Origin of the sequence: Sphingobium sp. B10D7B (genome assembly GCF_025961955.1) — a bacterium.
Taxonomy (GTDB): Bacteria; Pseudomonadota; Alphaproteobacteria; order Sphingomonadales; family Sphingomonadaceae; genus Sphingobium.
In genome coordinates this window covers 3,186,192-3,205,155 of record NZ_JAOQOQ010000001.1, presented here as the reverse complement: position 1 = coordinate 3,205,155, position 18,964 = coordinate 3,186,192, and the positions used below count along the sequence as shown (strand labels likewise).

Annotated in this window: 21 protein-coding genes and 1 tRNA gene; 7 read left to right on the top strand and 15 right to left on the bottom strand. The window is 62.3% G+C overall.

From position 1 onward, the window contains the following. From M2331_RS15005 to M2331_RS14970, 8 genes are all read right to left on the bottom strand, one after another. Positions 1-492 (bottom strand): hypothetical protein, encoded by a 492-nt coding sequence (locus M2331_RS15005; RefSeq protein ID WP_181561017.1) that lies wholly within the window; start codon positions 490-492, stop codon positions 1-3. Beyond that, complete coding sequence (locus tag M2331_RS15000) at positions 489-941, bottom strand: D-Ala-D-Ala carboxypeptidase family metallohydrolase (protein WP_181561016.1); 453 nt, start codon at positions 939-941, stop codon at positions 489-491. The genes M2331_RS15005 and M2331_RS15000 overlap by 4 nt, the downstream gene beginning before the upstream one ends. Before the next feature lie 3 nt (positions 942-944). Continuing rightward, positions 945-1,280, bottom strand: a complete 336-nt coding sequence (locus M2331_RS14995) for a hypothetical protein (RefSeq protein WP_181561015.1) — start codon at positions 1,278-1,280, stop codon at positions 945-947. 2 nt (positions 1,281-1,282) lie between these two features. Next, complete coding sequence (locus M2331_RS14990; protein WP_181561014.1) at positions 1,283-1,507, bottom strand: tail protein X; 225 nt, start codon at positions 1,505-1,507, stop codon at positions 1,283-1,285. Beyond that, positions 1,507-1,986: a head completion/stabilization protein gene (locus M2331_RS14985; protein WP_181561013.1), complete on the bottom strand. Its 480-nt coding sequence runs from the start codon at positions 1,984-1,986 to the stop codon at positions 1,507-1,509. The genes M2331_RS14990 and M2331_RS14985 overlap by 1 nt, the downstream gene beginning before the upstream one ends. A gap of 204 nt (positions 1,987-2,190) precedes the next feature. Beyond that, positions 2,191-3,000: a phage terminase small subunit gene (gene gpM / locus M2331_RS14980; RefSeq protein ID WP_181561012.1), complete on the bottom strand. Its 810-nt coding sequence runs from the start codon at positions 2,998-3,000 to the stop codon at positions 2,191-2,193. Between the two features lie 46 nt (positions 3,001-3,046). Next, positions 3,047-4,129 (bottom strand): phage major capsid protein, P2 family, encoded by a 1,083-nt coding sequence (locus M2331_RS14975; protein WP_181561011.1) that lies wholly within the window; start codon positions 4,127-4,129, stop codon positions 3,047-3,049. 49 nt (positions 4,130-4,178) lie between these two features. After that, a complete protein-coding gene (locus M2331_RS14970; RefSeq protein ID WP_181561010.1) occupies positions 4,179-4,994 on the bottom strand; it encodes a GPO family capsid scaffolding protein in 816 nt (271 codons plus the stop codon). Positions 4,995-5,141: 147 nt separating this feature from the next. Between M2331_RS14970 and M2331_RS14965 the strand changes: the two genes are divergently transcribed. From M2331_RS14965 to M2331_RS14955, 3 genes are all read left to right on the top strand, one after another. Further along, a complete protein-coding gene (locus M2331_RS14965; RefSeq protein WP_181561009.1) occupies positions 5,142-7,001 on the top strand; it encodes a terminase large subunit domain-containing protein in 1,860 nt (619 codons plus the stop codon). After that, the gene (locus M2331_RS14960) at positions 6,998-8,020 is read left to right on the top strand and encodes a phage portal protein (RefSeq protein ID WP_181561008.1); all 1,023 of its coding nucleotides are present in this window, start codon (positions 6,998-7,000) and stop codon (positions 8,018-8,020) included. Before M2331_RS14965 ends, M2331_RS14960 begins: the two co-directional genes overlap by 4 nt. 229 nt (positions 8,021-8,249) lie before the next feature. Further along, on the top strand, positions 8,250-8,414 hold the full coding sequence (locus M2331_RS14955) for a hypothetical protein (RefSeq protein WP_181561007.1): 165 nt from the start codon (positions 8,250-8,252) through the stop codon (positions 8,412-8,414). A 328-nt stretch (positions 8,415-8,742) separates the two neighbouring features. On the opposite strand, the gene M2331_RS14950 is transcribed toward M2331_RS14955, so the two are convergent. Beyond that, positions 8,743-9,282 carry an SOS response-associated peptidase family protein gene (locus M2331_RS14950; RefSeq protein WP_413716087.1) on the bottom strand — a complete coding sequence of 180 codons (540 nt, stop codon included), beginning with the start codon at positions 9,280-9,282 and terminating at the stop codon, positions 8,743-8,745. 867 nt (positions 9,283-10,149) lie between these two features. Between M2331_RS14950 and M2331_RS14945 the strand changes: the two genes are divergently transcribed. Next, on the top strand, positions 10,150-10,983 hold the full coding sequence (locus M2331_RS14945) for a hypothetical protein (protein WP_264573673.1): 834 nt from the start codon (positions 10,150-10,152) through the stop codon (positions 10,981-10,983). A gap of 853 nt (positions 10,984-11,836) precedes the next feature. Next, positions 11,837-12,982 (top strand): acyltransferase family protein, encoded by a 1,146-nt coding sequence (locus tag M2331_RS14940; protein WP_181561006.1) that lies wholly within the window; start codon positions 11,837-11,839, stop codon positions 12,980-12,982. A 272-nt stretch (positions 12,983-13,254) separates the two neighbouring features. Here the strand turns inward: M2331_RS14940 and M2331_RS14935 are convergent, their stop codons facing one another. Then, positions 13,255-13,503 carry a helix-turn-helix domain-containing protein gene (locus M2331_RS14935; protein ID WP_181561005.1) on the bottom strand — a complete coding sequence of 83 codons (249 nt, stop codon included), beginning with the start codon at positions 13,501-13,503 and terminating at the stop codon, positions 13,255-13,257. Between M2331_RS14935 and M2331_RS14930 the strand changes: the two genes are divergently transcribed. Next, positions 13,464-13,832 (top strand): ester cyclase, encoded by a 369-nt coding sequence (locus tag M2331_RS14930; RefSeq protein ID WP_264592418.1) that lies wholly within the window; start codon positions 13,464-13,466, stop codon positions 13,830-13,832. The genes M2331_RS14935 and M2331_RS14930 overlap by 40 nt on opposite strands. A gap of 408 nt (positions 13,833-14,240) precedes the next feature. After that, positions 14,241-14,316: transfer RNA gene (locus M2331_RS14925), tRNA-Val, on the top strand. A gap of 16 nt (positions 14,317-14,332) precedes the next feature. Here the strand turns inward: M2331_RS14925 and M2331_RS14920 are convergent. The 5 genes from M2331_RS14920 to metX form a co-directional block, all read right to left on the bottom strand. Beyond that, positions 14,333-15,199, bottom strand: coding sequence for a pirin family protein (locus tag M2331_RS14920; RefSeq protein WP_181561004.1), 867 nt, complete (start codon positions 15,197-15,199; stop codon positions 14,333-14,335). 115 nt (positions 15,200-15,314) lie between these two features. Beyond that, positions 15,315-16,538 carry a multidrug effflux MFS transporter gene (locus M2331_RS14915; RefSeq protein ID WP_264571617.1) on the bottom strand — a complete coding sequence of 408 codons (1,224 nt, stop codon included), beginning with the start codon at positions 16,536-16,538 and terminating at the stop codon, positions 15,315-15,317. Between the two features lie 136 nt (positions 16,539-16,674). Then, positions 16,675-17,268, bottom strand: coding sequence for a methionine biosynthesis protein MetW (gene metW / locus M2331_RS14910; RefSeq protein ID WP_181561002.1), 594 nt, complete (start codon positions 17,266-17,268; stop codon positions 16,675-16,677). Further along, positions 17,261-17,713 (bottom strand): GNAT family N-acetyltransferase, encoded by a 453-nt coding sequence (locus M2331_RS14905; protein ID WP_181561564.1) that lies wholly within the window; start codon positions 17,711-17,713, stop codon positions 17,261-17,263. The genes metW and M2331_RS14905 overlap by 8 nt, the downstream gene beginning before the upstream one ends. A 5-nt stretch (positions 17,714-17,718) precedes the next feature. Further along, on the bottom strand, positions 17,719-18,858 hold the full coding sequence (gene metX, locus M2331_RS14900; RefSeq protein WP_181561001.1) for a homoserine O-acetyltransferase MetX: 1,140 nt from the start codon (positions 18,856-18,858) through the stop codon (positions 17,719-17,721). Between the last annotated feature and the right edge of the window lie 106 nt (positions 18,859-18,964).

Below are 18,964 nucleotides of genomic sequence, written 5' to 3'. Positions count from 1 at the left end.
TCAATTTGACGTTGGGCGCAGCCCTGCAAGGTCATTGAGGCGATCAAACCAATCACCCCCAACGCGATCATCTGGCGCGATCGTCTCATCTGCTTTCTCCATGGCTTGAACGGTGGCGTTGCGGCGGGTGGACTGCGCGGTTGCAAGGGTGCGATCGGCGGTGGCCTTCGCCTCGGTGCGCTCAGCTGCGCGGGCAAGGGTGGCAGCGGTGGTGCTCTGCGATTCCCGCTTATAGGCGGCATGGCTCGCCACCAGCGCGGTGCAGCCGTCCAACTTGGCTTTGCCCTTGGGCTTGGTGCCGGTGAACTCGCCGCCGGCGGCAAGGCAGAGCCGCTGCGCCCATGCCTCGAGGCGGTCGCGCTCGGCGCGGCCGCTTGCCCCCCAGGCGTAAAGCCCGGCTGCTGCGCCGGCGAGGCCCAGCAGGATCAGCGTCTCACGCGAGCCGCTCAGCATGGCCCAGCCAGCTTTGAGGATCCCGAGCGCCCCCTTCATGGCAAAAGACCCGTGAAATAGGTGCGGCGCGAATAAGTGAGGGCCTCATGCCGCAGGCGACCGGCGCGATAGCTCACATGAATCCAGCCACTATCGTGCTGGCCCCGCACATAATTCTCGAGAATGAGCTGATCGAACGGCAAGGCATCGCGAATGAAAGTGGCGGCGGTGAAGTTATCGACACCGACCACCTCCAGATCGGCCGCTTCGCCCAGCGCATGCTGGCTTTTGACCGTGGATCCCACGGCCACGCAAAGCGCCGGCGATCGATAGCCAGAGGTGACGCGCACAGGCTTGCCATACTGCGCGCGCAACGGCTCGAGCACCTTGGCGCATAGCAGCTGCATCGCAGCGATCTGCTGCGCATCCGGGCTGTTGTCGATCTTCCGGGCCTTGGCGGTGGCCGAGGCGGTGAATTCGGCCAGAGAGAAGTTCGGCGAGAGCTGCATGGCTCAATCCTTCCGTTTGCCAAAGATGAGATCGGAGAGCCGGGCCGGCGCATGGGTGAGCGTGTCAGAGGCCGAGGCGATCACGCGTGGCGTTGCGTCGAAGGCGACCAGCGCGATGCCGAAGCCGATCGACTGCGCCACAAACTCATTCCAGCCTGTGAAGGCGACGATGCCCTGCGTGGCGTAGTAGCTCACCGTCGAGCCGACCACCCATTGCACGAAGCGCTGGCGCCAGCTCAGGCCCGGCTTCCACGCTTGGGCGACGGCAGAGCCGATGAGTGCGGGCGTGAGCGAGCTGATCGTTTCGATGGCGGCCGGCAGGATCGATTTAGGGTCCATGATCAGTCCCAGAGCTGAGTGAGAGGGCGCTGGCGGGTTGCCTCGGGCGCCTTGGAAATCGGCACCATGACGACGGTGCCGAGCGGGAGGATCGGGCCGAGATCGGCCAAGCCCGGATTGGCATCGAACACCGTGCCGATCGAGCCGGAGCCAAGGCCGGCTTCGCGCCAGATCAATGCGTCCACGGTGTCGCCTTGCCGCGCCGTGAGGGGCTGCATGCGGGCCATCAGATGAGATCCACGGTGGTGCGCGTGCGGCCCAGCATGTCGCGGATCGCATGCGCGGCATCGCGGCGCAGCTCGCGCACGCTCTCATCGAGTTCATCGCCCTGGCTTGCGCCGGCGGCGGTGGTGTCAAAGTCGCGATGTCGATCGATCAGCTCGGCCTTGGCGAGCAGAGCGATGACGCGGCGATAGCGGATCAGATTGCGGCTCTCACCCCCGAGCTGGAGCGCGGGAACGTCTGCCAGCGTGGCATGCCCCTGCCCTTTCTGCTCGGCCACCCACGCGCGCAGATCGATCTCCGTCGCATCCATGGCGGCGAGAATGGCGCCGCGCAGGCGCGGCGCGGTGATGCTGGATGTGATGCGTGCCAGCTCGCGGATCTCGCGCGGATCGATCGCGGGGAAAAAGCCGTCATTCTCGATGACGGTTTCCGCCGGCTGTGGGCCGCTCTCAGGCGACGGGGGCTTGGCGACGAAGCTCATGCCATGATCGCTCGCGCGAGGGGCGCCATTCCCCCGACCATGATGCCGATTAAGGCGAGCAGCAGATAGTCGTTGCGCGTCAGCATCATGCGTCCTTTCCGGCTCTCGGCTTACGGGGGTGAGAATCGGGACAGAGGGCGGCCCTTCGGTTGTAAAAACCTCCCGCCTCGCGCGATCCGCCCCCGAGCGCCGGGGGCGAGCTTGTCAGGCGGCTGAGCCGCCTTCGTGGTTGGGTTGCGTTGTGGTGGCCGCCGCAGCGGCGTCCTGCGCCGCGAGCAGCTTCTCGGCGCGCTTGATCTTGTCCTTCACACCGATGCGATCATTGAGCGCCTGCGCGGCCTTGAGGGACACGAGCGCCGCCTCGATCATCGCCCGGCCTTCGGCATTGGCTTCCATGTCCTCGGCAATGTAGAGCTGCTGCGCGCCGGTGGCCTTGCGCAGCTTGGCGCGGGCCTGATCGTGCATGTCGATCGCGTCTGTCAGCTCGGCCACGCGGAGCAGAACGCCCAGATCGAAATGGGCGCCTGCATTGTGCGCCTTGAGTGCGGCCTCCGCGATCTCTTCCACCACGATCGTGGCGGCATCGCGGTTGTAGCGCGCCGGCATCTGCACATTGTGGCGCAGAACGAAGGGCACCAGCTGGAGCGCATCATCAAACGCGCCCACGTCGATCAGCCAGACCATGACAGTTGGCAGAACTTCGGCAGAAACGCCCGTTCCTACGCCGGCATCGGCATTGAGCAGGCCTTTCACCCAATCGGCATATTCGGGCAGCATTTCGCTCTTGGCAGCGACCTTGAGATCGACGCTCTTGATTTCGTGAAGGCGGCGCAGATCATGCGTCAGGCGCATGGCGATCTGGGCGGCTGCGCGATCAGCGGGCGATCCGTTCGGGCGGGTATCCCCCGCCGCCGGGAGAGGTGCAGCGGCGGGGGTGGCCGCTCCAACATTGGGAGCGGACGCAACGGTCTGTGCAGCAAGGATGCGATCCCTGTGGCGGCGAGCGAGGCTCATGGTGCGTGTCCTGTCAGTTGGAGCGAAGGGGTTAAGGCGCCGCCGATCAGGCCGGCTTGGCGCCCATCACGATGTTCTCGACAAGGGCGCAGCGGCCGTAATCCTCGACCACGAAGTCCTCATTGACGCTCTCGTAATTCTCGATCTGGTCGAGGGCCGGCTCATCGCGGATGTGGCGACGGCGCGTCTCTTCCTGCCAATAGATCGAGAGATTATCGAGGCTGGTGACCAGCAGGCTCGTCTCCGGGAAGAAGGGCACGATGATGGCGCGCTTGCCGGCGAGTTGCATCGGCAGGGTGAGAATGCGGTGTGCCGCCTCGCGCTCGGTGGCCGTGTCGCCGGCCGCCTGCAGCAGGTTGAGATACTTGTCCTTCACCAGCTGCCAGCCAACGATCACCACCAGATCGGTGTCACCACGGTGCCAGGGGTCGAGCAGATCCAGCGCGTCGAAGGCGAGCGCATCGAGATTGGCGTAATCGGCCTTGGCGGTGTCCGTATTGGTGCCGGCACCGTTCACGACTTCGACGCCGGCGGCGACGTAGATGGCTTTCGCGCCGCCGGAGGTCAGCGCGCCGTCCTCAAGATGACGCGAGGGAGCCTTGGTGCGGATCTTGTGGAGCCAGCCCTCGTTGACGTCCTGCAGGAGCGGGTTGTCGGTGCGATTGGTGGTTGCGGCGACCGACGTGCCGTTGAAGCCGATCATGATCCGGTCGCGACCCTGCTGCTTGATGATCACGTCGCGCAGGAGGGTCTGGAATTCCGGCTTGTGGCGCCATGCGTCGAGCTTCGCATAGGGAATCGCGTGATCGTAATTGGTCTGACGGCAGAAGTAGCCGCCTTCGTCAGAAGTGTCGGTGGGATCGGTAGGCGTCCGACGGTTGCCGCCGGCGGTGTTGGTGCGGCCGGCAAGGGGGCGGGTGACACCGACGCCAATTTTGTTGCCGCTCTGCTGCACAACGGGCTGGATGTTGATCATGCCAAGGAAATCGCTCGATTCCTTGATCTTCTCTTCGAGCTTCTGCTCAACGACCGGAGCGACGGTGAACTTGGTTTCGGCGGAGGCAACGCCGTTGATGAGCGCAATCTGGCTCACATAGGCGGCAAAGAGGAGGCGGGTTTCGTTACGCATGGTCAGGCTCCAGTGGGGCGGGTGCGGGAGGGGGAGGCGGGGCGTGTGATCAGCAATCCGTGACCACCGCACCGCTGCCGCCGGTGGCCGGCGTGCGCGTGAACGTGCCGGGCTGCTCGGTCTTGGCGAGCTTCGCATCGAGTGCATCGAAGCGCGCATTGATCGCCGCGATCGCGTCATTGGCCGGCTTGACTGCAGCCGCGACCTGATCACCAATGGCACTGGCGAAGGCCTTCACATCGAAGCTGTTGTCGTTCGCCGGCTCCTGCTTGGGGGCCGGCTCTTCCTTCGGCTTTTCTTCCGAGCGCGAGAACAGGGCCGCGACGCCGGCGAAGCCAGACTTGATCGCCTCGGCGATGCCGGCGGGCTCGATCGGCTCGGCCGTCAGCTCGAGCGTTGTTTCGAGCGCGTTGGTGAACAGGTTGGGGCGCGTCATGGCCGCAAATTTGAGCGGTTCGGTGCCCAGTGATGCCGGCTGATCGGTAACAGCCAAGCCGACCAGATAGGCCTTGCCGCTGTCCGCGAAGTTGGGGTGGATTTCACAGCTGGTGAACAGCTTCTGGCCGGCCTTGTTGATGGCGAGCAGCTGATCGTTCGCCTCGATTTCGCCTTCGAGCGCCAGCTTCTTGACGGTCTGGCCATTAATCTGCAGCTCAACCTCGGCCGTCCGCAGGGCGAGAATGGTTCCATAGGCGTTGAATGGCTTATCCGGGCTGTAGCCAGCGATATGCTCGCAGTTGATCCGCGCCGTGTACGTCTTGGGATCGTAGCTGGCGGCCATCTGTTCGAGCCATTCGCGCTGGATCACGCGGCCGTCGACGGTTTCACCTTCAACGGCGATGCGGAAAAACTTGCTCTTGGCCATGGGGGCGGGTTCCCTTGCTTTGGATCGGCGGTGCTGGCGCCAGAAGGGCCGGACGGGGCGTGATCCTCAAGCCAGTCCATCGGGCGAGAGCTTCTCACCCGATGGAGAACCGTGATCTGATCGGCGCGGACGGCATGGTCAGGCGCGATGACCGTTGCCCAGCCTCTCACCGCCCCAGCAGGGCCGCCCAGCTTCTGGCAGTTCGATCCGCGCCGGCATGCGCGCAGCCTCTATTGGCGTGGCTGGGGCGTCGCTCAGATCGCGGATGAATTCGCGCTGCATGGCATCGTCAACGACAAGGGCAGCGCGATCCCGCGCGCGACGATCGAAAGCTGGAAACAGCGCGATCGCTGGGACGATGCGCCCTCGATCAGCAAGATCGAGGACAGCCTCGAATGCCGGTTCATGGTGCTGGTCGCCAAGGAGAAGAAGACCAACGCGGATCTCGCCGAGCTGGACGCCCTATCGCGCTCAATCACCGCCATGGCCCGCGTGCGCCGTTATCAGGCCGAGGGCGGGCATGAAGGCGTTCTCAATGAGAAGGTCGCCAATCGCAACGCCGGGCCGCGCAAGAAAGCGCGCAAGAACCACTTCACGGAAGAACAGGCCGCCGAGCTGAAGCGGATCTTCCTCCAAGGCCTGTACGACTATCAGGCTCAGTGGTGGGAAGCCAAGGATCAGCGCACGCGCATGATCCTCAAGTCCCGCCAGATCGGCGCGACCTATTATTTCGCTTTCGAGGCGCTGATCGACGCGATCGAGACGGGCCGCAATCAGATCTTCCTCTCTGCCTCCAAGGCGCAGGCCCACCAGTTCCGCAGCTATATCGTGAGTTTCGCCAAGCTGGTCGGCGTCGCGCTGACCGGCGATCCGATGCTGATCACGTCCGACCTTCGCCCGTCGGAGGAAGCGGCGGCCGAGCTGCATTATCTCGGCACAAATTTCCGCACGGCGCAGGGCCGGCACGGCAATTTCTATTTCGATGAGTTCTTCTGGGTTCACTCATTCGAGGAGCTGAACAAGGTCGCCTCGGGGATGGCGACGCACAAGAAGTGGCGCAAAACCTACTTTTCGACGCCATCGAGCGTGGCGCATCCGGCCTATCCCTACTGGACGGGCGAGCGCCGGAACAAGCGGCGCAAGAAGGCCGACCGGATCGAGATCGATGTGAGCCATGCGGCGCTGACGATCGGTTCGGTCGGGCCGGATCGGGTGTGGCGCCACATCGTCAACATCCGCGACGCTGAGGCCGGCGGTTGCGATCTTTTCGACATCGAGGAGCTGCAGGATGAGTATGCGCCCGATGAATTCGCCAACTTGTTCCTTTGCGAATTCGTGGATGACAGCCTCTCGGCCTTCCGCTTCAACGATCTCATCGCTTGCGGCTGCGATAGCCTTGTGGAGTGGGTGGATTTCGATCCTGACGCCCTGCGCCCTTATGGCAGTCGCCGGGTGTGGGCGGGCTATGATCCGCAGGAGAGCGAGGACGGCGACAATGCCGCGCTAGTGATCGCGGCGCCGCCGGAAAAGGAAGGCGAACCTTTCAGGATCCTCGAGCGCCACCAACTGCGCGGCCTCGATTTCGAGCAGCAGGCCGAGTTCATCAAGGCGATGCTCAGCCGATACAATTGCACCTATCTGGGCGTTGACGCCAAGGGCGTGGGCGCGGGCGTTTATCAGCTGCTCACCAAGGTGGGTGCCATGCCCGGCTGCACGGTCGCGAAGATCGAATATTCGCTCGAGCTGAAAGCCCAGATGGTGATGAAGGCGCAGAATGTCGTGCGCCGGGGCCGCCTCGCCTTCGATGCCTCCATGCTCGATCTCGTTTCGTCGTTCGTGTCCGTCAAAAAGACGCTCACCGCTAGCGGCCGCAGCATGACGTTCAAGGCCGGGCGCGGTGGCAATGACGGCCACGCGGATCTCGCCTGGGCCACGATGCACATCCTCATGAATGAGCCGCTCGACGGCAAAGAAAAGCCCAAGGGCACAATGGAGATAATCGAATGAGCAAGCGCCGGTCCCGCCGCCTGACTGCACGTGCCCTGTCCACCGCTATGCCGGCCACCGTCGGCGAGGTGCAAGCCTTCAGCTTCGGCGATCCCGAGCCGGTGCTGAGCCGCGCTACCATGCTCGATATGATGGAGTGCGGGCACAATGGCCGCTGGTATGAGCCGCCGATCTCGCTCAACGGCCTTTCCCGTGCGTTTCGAGCCTCGCCGCACCATTCGAGCGCGATCATGCTCAAGCGCAACATGCTGGCCGCCAGCCTCGAGCCGACGCGCTGGCTGAGCCGCAAGGTGTTCGCCGGCATGGTGCTCGATTATCTCGTTCTCGGGAACGCCTATGCGCAGGAGATTCGCAACCGCCTGGGCGACCTGCTGCGCCTCGATCATCCGCTTGCCAAATATACGCGCCGGGGCATCGAGCCGGGCGCGTTCTGGTGGGTGCCGGGCTTCAAGAATGAAGAGCAGTTCCCGCTCGGCACCGTCCACCAATTGCTGGCGCCCGATCTCAATCAGGAGATCTATGGCGTGCCCGAATATATCTCGGCCCTGCAGTCAGCCCTGCTCAATGAGAATGCCACCCTGTTCCGCCGGCGCTACTATGAAAACGGGAGCCATGCAGGCTACATCATGTATGCGACCGGCGAATTCGCCGAGGGCGACGTGGACAAGATGCGCGATGCCCTCAAGCGATCGCGCGGACCGGGCAATTTCCGCAATCTGTTCGTCCACTCGCCCAACGGGAAAGAGAACGGCATCAAGCTGCTGCCGATCGCGCAAATGGGCGCCAGCGATGAGTTCCTCGGCATCAAGAACACCACGCGCGATGACGTGCTCGCCGCGCACCGGGTGCCGCCGCAATTGCTGGGGATTGTGCCCGCGAACGCGGGCGGCTTTGGCGACGTGACCAAGGCGACCGACGCTTTCTTCGAGCTGGAGCTGGCACCGCTTCAGTCGGTGTTTCTCGATCTGAATGAAGCGGTCGGGACTGAGGTTGTGCGATTTCGGCCACGCGATATGTGATTGGCATATCTCAGCACCGGATAAGAATGGAGGGGCGCCGCGGAGCGACGCCCCTCTTTATTGGCGGTTGTATCCGGGGGGGATGGGCACCGCCAAACAGGGCCGACGGAGTCGGCGCCTGCAATTTTGCTTTTACGACAGTTCGTCGCGTCATCCAAGTTCACGAGATTCTTCCATTGACCGAATCGCACCATGTTCAACATATGTTCTCTATCAGGAGAACATGCACATGGACCGAATTGACGACATTCGCGACGCCGTCGCGAAGGCGCTGGAAGAGCGCGGCCACGGTAACCGCCAGTTTTTGGAAGAGATCCGCGCAGGCGCGCGAGACGAGGGACCGTTTATGTTTGGCGCGCTCGCATGCGCGAAGCTGTTGAACACTGCTCGATGAAGTGGCCCGCTATGTTGGCGACATAAGGGTCGCGACGTGTATTTTTGAAGCGGCAGCATGGCACAACGCCGTTCGCGTGGTGTGCCGGTGCGGACATGCGGCGCCGTTCGATCCGCATGGTCTGTGGTGGTGGTTTCAGCAGCGCCACTGGAACGACACGTTTCGCGAAGCCAGAACGCGATTTTACTGCCGGCGATGCTCGGCTGCTCGCGGTCGGCGCGTCCGGCCAGTGCTGATCGAAACCAGCAGGGACATGGAAACGATCCAGCTCCCGCTTCCCGATAAGCTGGTCTGGAAGAGGGCGCTGCGGAGATACCGGACCTGACGCTCAGTTCACCGCCATAAGCTGGCTGGGGAAGGGCTGGGCGAGGGCGCGCGCCGCATCGAGATCACCAGTCAGCCAGGTCTGATAATCCTCGGGCTGCAGAATGACTGGCATGGCCTTGGGGTGGAGCGGGGCGACCAGCGGATTGGGTTCGCAGGTGAGGAACGCGAATACGATGCCCGCCGCGCTCGGCCGCCAGATGCCGGCAAAGCATGACACGGGCTGCTCCTTGATCGTGAACCACCATTCTTCCCGGCCCTGGCCGATCTTCGGCTCGGCAAACTGCGTGAATGGCACGAGACAGCGCTGGGCCGGCGCCGCGATCATCGATCGCCAGAACGGACTATCGAGGTTGCGGACATTGGTGATGTGCTTGGTGATCGTCGTGCCGGGGCGCTTGCCGGACATCGTTCGCGGGACGCCCCAGATCATCTGATCAACGATGGTTCGCCCTTCGCTACTGCGCACTACGATGGCGGGCTTGCGGGGCCAGATATCCTCGGATGCCGCTTGCAGCTCGGACTGGGGAAGGGTGGCGCCGATATACTGTGCCCATGTGGAGAGCTTCGAGGGATCGGCCCGGAAGTGATTGCAGATGGCGACCTCCCGTCAATGCCAGCGGCTGATTCCTAGCCTAGCATCGATCCGTAGCCGGCCCAACCGGCCCAGCGCGCCGGCCCCCCGCGAAACGCGCTTTTCCCCCCGCCTCGCCCGCGCGCTTTGCATGTCGGTTTTGATGCATTTTCGAAAGCGCCGAAAGCCGGCCTAAGAGCCGGGCGAGGCTGCCGATTGAGTGGGTTCTACGCAGATGCATTCTCATGCACGCTCGCGCCTGTTTGACCGCCATAAGGGTCAATCTTTCCCGTCTGCCGGTACAAATCCTAAATTCTGAATTCCACTCTTCAGCTCAAGGCTGGTGGGCGGGGTCGGGAAAACCATAACATTCATAACATCGCGAACAGCTTGCGCTGTAACCCGCTAAAATCTGCCTTTTACGCAGTTATGGTTCAACCATAATCTTTGATAACCTCAGCGGCGTCAAAACATAATGCCTCTGAAAACAAAGGACTTTTTCAAAGCCGCACATCAGTTCGATAAGGCATAATCAGGTTATGGTAATATTATGGTAGATGTTATTGGGTAACTATTTGAAATTGTGTGCATGTTATGAATGTTATGGTTTTCCCGACCCCCATCTTAGGGACACGGAGAAGCATCACGATGAGGTTGAGCCAAGAGTGCTTTACGGAGTTTAGGTGAGCGAGGTTATCTCGCCCAGCAATCGTCAAAGTCGGTCGCTTGGGATTGGCGCCTGGCAAACTCTGTTGACTTGCTCATTGAGATTCAACAGTTCTGTCGAAACATGTCGGGTAGGCATGGGTTTTAGGCACACTTGCCTACGGGGGGGATATGAAATTTTTGGTGCGTAGTTGCGTGGCGGTTGCTTTTGTTCTTACGCCGCAATGGTTGCAGGCAGAACCGCTCAACCGGGATGCCGTCTTTCAACTGACAAAGCTCGGACTTGGAGACGATGCGGTTATTGCCAAGATCCAGGCCGACAAGGTGGACTTTGACCTTTCGACCGACGAGATGATTGAGATGAAAGGAATGGGGGTTTCATCGGCCGTGATCGCGGCTGCAATCAGCAATCGCTATGTGGCAAAAGTTGAGCCCTCGCTCGATTCTCCGGACCCGATGGTTTCCCATCCAGCAGGTCTCTATGTGTTCTACGCGGATGGTGGTACGCCTCGCATGCAGCGAATGGAAGCGACGGTAACCAATCAAGCAAAAACCGGCGGCATCTTCGGCTATGCGCTGACAGGCGGGCTCGCTTCGATGAGCGTCAAGGCCGTGGTGCAAAATGAAACCTCGCGTGTGCCTGTCTCAACTAAGCCTCGATTTTACTTCTTTTCCAGCGAGTCGAATGGTGACGGCGCGGGAGCTTGGGCTAGCGGCCTGAACACCGTGATCAATTCGCCCGCCGAGCTGACCCTAATTCGTCTTACTAAAAAGGATGACCGTCGCGAGGCCCGCGTAGGAAGCGTGAACATCGGCGGTGCCAAAACAGGTGTCATGGACAAAGACCGGATTATGTTCTCGCATACCGCTATGCGACCCGGCGTTTTCATGATCGAACCTAGCGAGAATTTAGAGCCGGGTGAGTACGGTTTCATTTATTCGCTTGCCGGCGGCGGCGCCAATGGTGCCATGACTGCCAGAATCTTCGATTTCACGGTTCGTTAAACCGACGTAGTCGGATCGATCTTGCGCTTGCGAAGCCCTCCAGCGCTTGTCGCGGAGGGCTGTTGCGTTGGGAGCGCCCGATCCGTGCGCCGTGCTTTCAGTCGATCGCCAAATTAGGAAATTGCTGTTCCCATTCGACCATATTCCGCCGCTTCAACTCGGTGGCGAGGATGTCGGCTCACGCCGAAACCAGCTGTTCACCCCGCTGTAGTTTCCGGGCAGTTCCCAGTCAGGCCGCGGCAATCCGCTTGAAGAAGTTGATCGGGTTGCCGTCCGGGTCTCGGAACAGCATCGAGCGGTTGCCCCAGGGCATATCCTTGGGTTGCTGCAGCCAGTCCTCACGAACGGATCGATCCGCGCACGCTCGGCATCGACATCATCAACTTCGAACTCGAGGATCGCCGATCTATCACGGCTGGCGGGCCATTGCCGCCATGCATGAGGCTCGCAGTTTCCCGGCTGGCGATTGCGAGGATGGCGCCACAGAGGCGGGAAAACAGACCGAGCGCGCCGACGGCGCGCAGGAGACCATCCGACAGACAGAAAGGGCCAATGATGCTGCTGTGACAATCCGCCGCGATGCTGATGCTCGCCGGGCTGACTGCCTGCGGGACAGCCGAACCCCCGAAAACTGCTAGCAGCGCCTGCACCGCGCTGCGCGCGCTGACCTATGCCAATGCGAAGGCCGGGCAGGAAGGCGTCGACGATCCGGGCAACAGGCTGGATACCGCGCAAACCGTGGCGAGGTGCAGGAGCATAATGCACGTTGGCGGGCGCTGTGCGAGGCAGGCCGTTAACGCACCGGAAGTGGACAACGCCCTATGCCGCGCTCCACAAGCCGCCAGGGGGCCTCATGTCAATTTCGGTCGATTCGTCGCATAGGTATCTGGCACTCGACAGCCTTCGCGGCTTCTGCGCCTGCATGGTCGTGCTGCACCACATTCCCGGCCCGCTGGAATCCATCCCGCTGGTGAAAAACTCTTACTTGTTCGTGGATTTCTTCTTCGTGCTATCCGGCTTCGTGATCGGCACGAGCTACGGACAGCGCCTCGCTGGAGACTATTCGCTTGGCCGCTACATGGTCCAGCGGTTCTTTCGGGTGTGGCCGCTCCATGCGTTCATGCTGCTAATGTTCCTCGCCTTCGAGGTTGTCTATGCGACGGGAGCGATTGGTACCGCCTCCCGCGAGCCGTTCGGCGACAATTACACGGTCCCGCAACTCATCCAAAGTTTTCTGCTGGTCCAGCCGTTTCTCGGTCCGGACGCTGCGCCTTGGAATGGGCCGTCATGGTCGATCGCTGTAGAATTCTGGACTTACCTGATCTTCGCGCTGGCCATGAAGGTGGCGCCGAGGTTCATTGTGCCGATGTGCGTGGCGGTCGTCATTGTCGCGCCGATCATGCTGGCGCTCGGCAGCGACCGGAACATGTACGTGTTCCACGACGGCGCCCTGACCCGGTGCCTGTTCGGGTTTGCGGCTGGCGTCCTCCTGTGGAAGGCGCCCAGGACGTGGAGAGAAAAGCCGCTAGGCCGGGCCGCCGACGAGGCTCTTGAGGTCGGGGCAGCGGTGCTGTGTCTGGCCTTCGTCTCTGTCGCGTGGGCGGGTAGGCTTACCTTGGCGGCGCCGCTCGTTTTTATCGCCGTGGTACTGGTGTTCTCGCGGGAGCGCGGCTGGATCAGCAAGGCGCTTCTCACAACACCCATGCTGAAGCTGGGCGCCCTCTCCTACTCGATTTACATGGTCCACTTGTTCATCGTCTGGCGCTACTTCAATGGGCTGACGCTGGCTGAAAGGATCAGCGGCAGGGATCTAGTCGAGCAGAGCGAGGGGGTAACGAGGCTGACTGGCGATGTGCTAGTCAGCGCTTTGCTGACAGTTCCAATCATCCTTATCGTCTTGATAGCAGCGGCGATAACACATCGCTTTATCGAGTTGCCCGGGCAACAGTTTGGGCGGAAGCTGGCAAAGGGATGGGGCGCCCGGACAATACACAAATAATCAACCCGAATAGGAACTATCGTAAGGCCGGCTATCCAAACAGAAAATCAATGCCTACTATGATGGCGGCCGCACCCAGGATGCAAATAAGGATCTTCATGATATCTGATGCCGACGGTGGCGGCGGCATGAACTCTTCATTATTTTCATCGATCTGTATCATTTCTTAATCCCTCACAAATCTGCCCTGCTCGCGCGCGATGCATAACCGAAAAGGCTGGCGGTGGCACGGATGTTAACCAATTGTGAAACTTTGGGTTCAGCCGGCCATCTCAATGTGGGTCGGTCTGCTTACCCAACTTCATCCTAGGAACCATGACCACAGGGGCCAGCGCGAGATAGCGGGCGGCTACCGCGGTACGCGTCTCGATGGGCTTCTGTCCTCGTTCCATCTGACCGACATAAGTTTCGCTCATTCCTAGCTCCTCGGCCATCCGCTTGGCCGTCCATTCAAGGTTGCGCCGGTCTGCCCGGAGCTCAAGTGCATGCAGACGCGGCCGATGGCTATGTCGCAGAGACATACACCATCCATCACGATCCCGGCGATCCCTGGGAGGGTAGAGCGCTTGATCGCGCCGGTTTCAAAGATCGGGTTCGAAAGTCGAGAGCTGCTTTCCCCAACCAACGGTTCGATACTCAGGGATTGTTCGCCGAGGGTGAAAATGTCGTGATGACCTGGCTTTGGAACGGTACGCATCGAGGTGACTTGGCGGGGTTCCCGGCAACCGGCCGGGTGATCCGTATGTCGGGCGCGACGGTTTACAGGTTCGACAGCGAAGATCGGCTGACAGGCCATTGGCAGATCACGGATCGGCTTGGCGTGTTCCAGCAGCTACAGCGCAGCGGCTAGGAGATCTTGGGAAAGGCTGACGCTTTCCCAGTTCCGATCTCGGTCAGTCAGATCGGCAGCCATCTTTGCGAATTCCCCGAAACCAGCCTGGCGTCCTCCCACCAGACTTTCGCGTAGGCGGTGCAAGGAGAGGTCTGCCGAACGGCCGAATCTGGTAATAGCTGTCGTTGAGCGGTCCTTGCGGGAAGGACGGGTTTGTCCCACTTGGCGACGCTGGCGGTGATCTAAACCGACGCCCGACTTGGACGAGCGCTATTTCTCCATTTCGGGGGAGCCAACGTTCTTCGGACTTCGGGAATAGTTCGGGACTCTCAGGTCCGGCTACGGCCAAATGTATCCGCTCTGTTCCGCTTATGTACCCTTGACCTGCAGCAGGAAAACCTAGAAAGCGCGGGAATTCCCGTGAGGGGGCGATTAGCTCAGTTGGTAGAGCGTCTCGTTTACACCGAGAATGTCGGCGGTTCGAGCCCGTCATCGCCCACCAGCATCCTGTCCGGCGATCACACGGGCGCGCCAAAGCGCCCGCTGTTGAAATCATCGATCGCCGCGTGGATTTCCGCTTCGCTGTTCATCACGAAGGGCCCGTAGCCGACAATCGGTTCGTCGATCGGTTCGCCGGTGAGGACGAGCAGGCTCGACTCGCCGGCGGCCTGGATTTGAACATGCTTGCCGTCCTGGCTCAGTAGCAACACCTCGGCCTCATCAAGCAGCTGGGTGCCATTGATTGTGAGGCGGCCGCTCAGCGCGACGATCAGGGCAATGTGTCCCTCAGGCAGATCGAGCGTCGTGTCCGCGCCTGCGTTCAGCCGCACATCCCACACGTTGATTGGCGTGAAGGTGCGCGCCGGCCCCCGAGTGTCGCCAAGCGCGCCCGCGATGATGCGCGCTGTCCCGGAAGTAGCGCCCAGGTCGACGGTGGGGATGTCATCGGATAAAATCGCCTGATAACCCGCCGGCGCCATCTTGTCCTTGCCGGGCAGGTTCACCCAGAGCTGCACGATCCGGAACGGACCGCCGGCGCGCGCGAAGGCGGGCGAATGGAACTCCTCGTGCAGAATGCCGCCGGCGGCCGTCATCCACTGCACGTCGCCAGGGCCGACGATGCCGCCATTGCCCGTGGAATCGCGATGCTCCACTTCGCCATCATACACGATGGTGACCGTCTCGAATCCACGATGGGGATGCTGTCCTACGCCCCGTCGCGCCTGCGTCGGTTCGAACGCGTGCGGCCCAGCATAATCGAGCAGCAGGAACGGGCTGATCTGTTGCCCAAGGTCATGATAGGAAAAGAGCGAGCGAACCGGGAAGCCATCGCCGACCCAATGACCATGATTGTTGCCGAAACGGCCGAGAACTGCCTTGCGCACAAACGATCTCCGCAGGCGGGCACGGGCCAGCCTTTCCCTATTCAGATAGGGTGAGGGCCTCAGGAAATGAAGGACGGACGGCGCAGTTGCTCGTCCGGCGCTCGCCCGAGACCGCTCAGCGCGGCGGCAGTGGGGGCCGCATGGCGTTGCGGCGCGGGCGGGTGAAGAGGCGTCCGCGTTCGGCCAGCAGGATGAAGACGAGCGCGACCAGCCCGGTGGCCATGAAGCCTTCCGCCAGTGGCTGGGTGGTGCCGTCGAACCTTTGTCCGGTCGCTGCCCCGATCAGCGTGGCAATCGCCATGCGCGCAAAGCTCTGGAAGCTGGCGGCCGATCCGGCGATGTGACCGAAGGGCTCCATGGCGATCGAGCCGAAGTTCGATCCGGTAAAGCCGACCATGCCCATGTTGAGCGCGATCAGCACCATGAACAGCAGCAGCGGCTCGGGATGCATCTGGCTGGCGAGCAGCTGGGCAATGCTGACGACGATGAAGAAGATGAGCGCGAGGTGCGAAACCCTGCGCGCACCGAAGCGCTCGACGATGCGGCTATTCGAGAAGTTCGCCACCGCCATCGACCCCGCCACGCAGGCGAAGGCGAGCGGGAAGAAAGCCCCGGCATCGAACACGTCGAAGAAGATTTGCTGCGCGCTGTTCAGGAAGCCGAACATGCCGCCCATCATGATCCCTGCGCCGAGCATATAGCCCAGACCCTGACGATCCTTGACGACCGCCGCCCAGTTGCGGGCGATGACCGGCAGGGAAATGCGCTGGCGCTGGTCTTCATCGAGCGTTTCCGGCAGTCGGCGCCATGTCCACACCAGCACGATGCTGGCATAAGCCGCAAGGACAAGGAAGATCTCGCGCCAGGATGCCACGGTCAGCACCAGTTGGCCCACGGAGGGAGCGATGACCGGCACCAGCATGAAGATGATGAAGATCACGCTCATCAGCCGCGCCATGGTGTCGCCCGAGTAGCGGTCGCGGATCACGGACACGGCGAGCACGCCCAGGCCCGCGGCAAAGAAGCCGTGCACCGCGCGCATCGTGAGCAGCATCTCGTAGGTCGGCGCCAGCGCGCTGGCGAGGCCGCCGAGCGCCGAGAAGGTAATGCTGAGCAGCAGCATCGGCCGGCGCCCGAACCGGTCCGCCAGCGGGCCGGCGACCAGCGATCCTACGGCGTTCGCCAGCATATAGGCCGTGATCATATATTGCAGCGAATTGGGGTCGGCCACGTTCAGGGACGCGCGAATCGCCGGGAAGGCCGGCAGCATCGCATCGATGGCGAGCGCATTGAGCGCCATGATCGACGCCATCAGGCCGACAAATTCACGTTCGTTCATGGGAAAGGGCTTGGCCGCAGCAGTCATGTCGTCGTTTCGCTGTTCTGTTCGTGGCACGCCCTATGCACCGCCTGTTGCCATCTGGCCACCCCGTTGTTGCACTGCAGCATAATTCTGAAGAGTGGTGTTGCGCCCATCAGGCATGCAGCAGGAAGACGGCGTGTTCGGCGAACAGATTGGCATTGGCCGATCCCGTCGTTCGGCCATGGTTGAGGAACCACTGGGCATCGATGGTCCAGCCGCGCTCACGCACCAGCGCCCGAAAATCGTCGATGGTGAGGTGATGGATGTTGGGCGTGTCGTACCAGCGCTCGGGCAGCAGCGGCGTCACCGGCATCCGCCCGCCCCACATCAGCGAGAGGCGCCCGCGCCAGTGCGCGAAATTGGGGAAGGACACGAACGCCTGTTTGCCGATGCGCAGCAGTTGCTCGATCACCTTGTCAGGCCGCCGCGTGGTCTGGAGCGTCTGACTGAGGATCGCGAAATCGAAGCTCTTGTCTGGATAATAGCCAAGGTCGGTGTCGGCATCGCCCTGAACGACCGGCAGGCCGCGCCCGACGGCCGCCGCAACATTGGCCGGATCGATCTCCAGCCCGCGCACATCCGCGTGTGCTCCGTCGCGCATCGCCGCCATGAGGGCGCCATCGCCGCAACCCACGTCCAGCACCCGAGAGCCCGTGGTGACATGGCGCGCGATCAGCGCAAGATCCGGACGCAGGCCGTCAGTCATGCGGCGGAGTCTCTTCGCCATTCAGCAGCGTGTCAAAGGCGGGGTCGAGCCGTTCCATATAGCGGTCCGGCCTTCGCGGACTGCGGAATCCGAGCGGGGCATAGACGCCATGCGCATCGAGCGTGGTGAGGCCGATACGCCGGATGCCCTGGAAATCAGGATGATCGAGAAACCACTGGACCATGCGGCGTGCCAGTCCAGCCCCGCGCGCGGCTTCATCGATCCACACGTCGCTCAGCCAGGCAAATGTGGCATGGTCGGTGATCATGCGGGCGAAGCCGATCTGGCCATTGCGATAGGCGCCGAGGCAGTGCGATCCGTCAATGGCCCGGTCCACCAGCGCGCGGGCAATGCCGGGCGACCAATAGCTCGAGGCCAGCCAGCCATGAATGCGTGCGCGGTCCAACCGGGCCGGATCGTCGCTCAGCTCGATGTGGTCGGGCATCTCTGTCACGCACCGCCTCGTAGGAAGCCATCCAGAACGCGATTCATCTCGGGCGCATCGAGCAGGAAGCTGTCATGCCCGAAGGGGCTCGAAAGCTCGACGAAGGTTGCGGCCCGACCGGCGGCATGGAGCGCGTGGACGATGTTGCGCGACTCTGTCGTCGGGTAGAGCCAGTCGGTATCGAAGCTGATGATGCAGAAGCGGGCCTGCGTCCGCGCGAACGCATTGGCCAGGCTGCCGCCATGATCCTCTGCCAGATCGAAATAATCCGTCGCCCGCGTGATGTAGAGATAGCTGTTGGCGTCGAACCGCTCGACGAAGCTGATGCCCTGGTGGCGCAAATAGCTCTCAACCTGGAAGTCCGCATCGAAGCCGAAGGTCTTCGCCTCCCGCGCCTGCAGCTTGCGGCCGAACTTTTCGGTCAGCCCGGCTTCGGAGAGATAGGTGATGTGCGCGGCCATGCGTGCCACCGCCAAGCCCGCAGCCGGGGGCTCGCCGCTCGCATAATAGTCGCCGCCGCGCCAGCGCGGGTCGGCCATGATCGCTTGGCGCCCGACTTCGTGAAAGGCGATGTTTTGCGCGCTGTGACGGGCGGTGGTGGCAATCGCCAGCACGGCGCGCACGCGCTCCGGATAGAGGGTCGGCCATGCCAGCGCCTGCATCCCGCCCATCGAGCCGCCGACCACAGCGGCAAGCTGGGCCACGCCCAGATGATCGAGCAGCATCGCCTGCGCACGGACCATGTCGGCGATGGTGATGACCGGGAAGCGCATCGCAAAAGGCGCGCCGGTGGCAGGATCGATGCTGGCCGGGCCGGAAGAGCCGAGGCAACTGCCCAACACATTGGCGCAGATGATGAAGTGCCGCTCGGGGTCAATGGGCTTGCCGGGTCCCACGGCGCGCGTCCACCAGCCGGGCTTGCCGGTCACCGGATGTTCCGATGCGACGAACTGGTCGCCGGTCAGCGCATGGCAGATCAGCACGGCATTGCTGCCCTGCGCGTTGAGCGTGCCATAGGTTTCGTAAGCGATCTCGACGGGCGTCAGGCTGGCGCCGCTATCGAGCCGGAGTGGCCCTGCCAGCCGGATAGACCGCCGCAGGCCGAAGCGCTGGTCTGTGGAAGCGATGGCACTCTCCATGGACATGATCCAGCGCTTGAGCCGAAGAACGGGCATTGTCAATCGGGCCGGCTGGGCGTGTCGGCGGAGTGCATCCTCGCGGAGGTTTGGGTGAATCGTACAGGCCTTTGCC

Coding starts and splice junctions, on each gene's coding strand:
- M2331_RS14975 (WP_181561011.1), bottom strand. CDS start 4,129: ATGCGTAACGAAACCCGCCTCCTCTTTGCCGCCTATGTGAGCCAGATT.
- M2331_RS15000 (WP_181561016.1), bottom strand. CDS start 941: ATGCAGCTCTCGCCGAACTTCTCTCTGGCCGAATTCACCGCCTCGGCC.
- M2331_RS14955 (WP_181561007.1), top strand. CDS start 8,250: ATGGACCGAATTGACGACATTCGCGACGCCGTCGCGAAGGCGCTGGAA.
- M2331_RS14945 (WP_264573673.1), top strand. CDS start 10,150: ATGAAATTTTTGGTGCGTAGTTGCGTGGCGGTTGCTTTTGTTCTTACG.
- metW (WP_181561002.1), bottom strand. CDS start 17,268: ATGACTGACGGCCTGCGTCCGGATCTTGCGCTGATCGCGCGCCATGTC.
- M2331_RS14940 (WP_181561006.1), top strand. CDS start 11,837: ATGTCAATTTCGGTCGATTCGTCGCATAGGTATCTGGCACTCGACAGC.
- M2331_RS14970 (WP_181561010.1), bottom strand. CDS start 4,994: ATGGCCAAGAGCAAGTTTTTCCGCATCGCCGTTGAAGGTGAAACCGTC.
- M2331_RS14935 (WP_181561005.1), bottom strand. CDS start 13,503: ATGTCTCTGCGACATAGCCATCGGCCGCGTCTGCATGCACTTGAGCTC.
- M2331_RS14915 (WP_264571617.1), bottom strand. CDS start 16,538: ATGAACGAACGTGAATTTGTCGGCCTGATGGCGTCGATCATGGCGCTC.
- gpM (WP_181561012.1), bottom strand. CDS start 3,000: ATGAGCCTCGCTCGCCGCCACAGGGATCGCATCCTTGCTGCACAGACC.
- M2331_RS14990 (WP_181561014.1), bottom strand. CDS start 1,507: ATGGCCCGCATGCAGCCCCTCACGGCGCGGCAAGGCGACACCGTGGAC.
- M2331_RS15005 (WP_181561017.1), bottom strand. CDS start 492: ATGAAGGGGGCGCTCGGGATCCTCAAAGCTGGCTGGGCCATGCTGAGC.
- M2331_RS14905 (WP_181561564.1), bottom strand. CDS start 17,713: ATGCCCGACCACATCGAGCTGAGCGACGATCCGGCCCGGTTGGACCGC.
- M2331_RS14995 (WP_181561015.1), bottom strand. CDS start 1,280: ATGGACCCTAAATCGATCCTGCCGGCCGCCATCGAAACGATCAGCTCG.
- M2331_RS14960 (WP_181561008.1), top strand. CDS start 6,998: ATGAGCAAGCGCCGGTCCCGCCGCCTGACTGCACGTGCCCTGTCCACC.
- metX (WP_181561001.1), bottom strand. CDS start 18,858: ATGTCCATGGAGAGTGCCATCGCTTCCACAGACCAGCGCTTCGGCCTG.
- M2331_RS14985 (WP_181561013.1), bottom strand. CDS start 1,986: ATGAGCTTCGTCGCCAAGCCCCCGTCGCCTGAGAGCGGCCCACAGCCG.
- M2331_RS14965 (WP_181561009.1), top strand. CDS start 5,142: ATGACCGTTGCCCAGCCTCTCACCGCCCCAGCAGGGCCGCCCAGCTTC.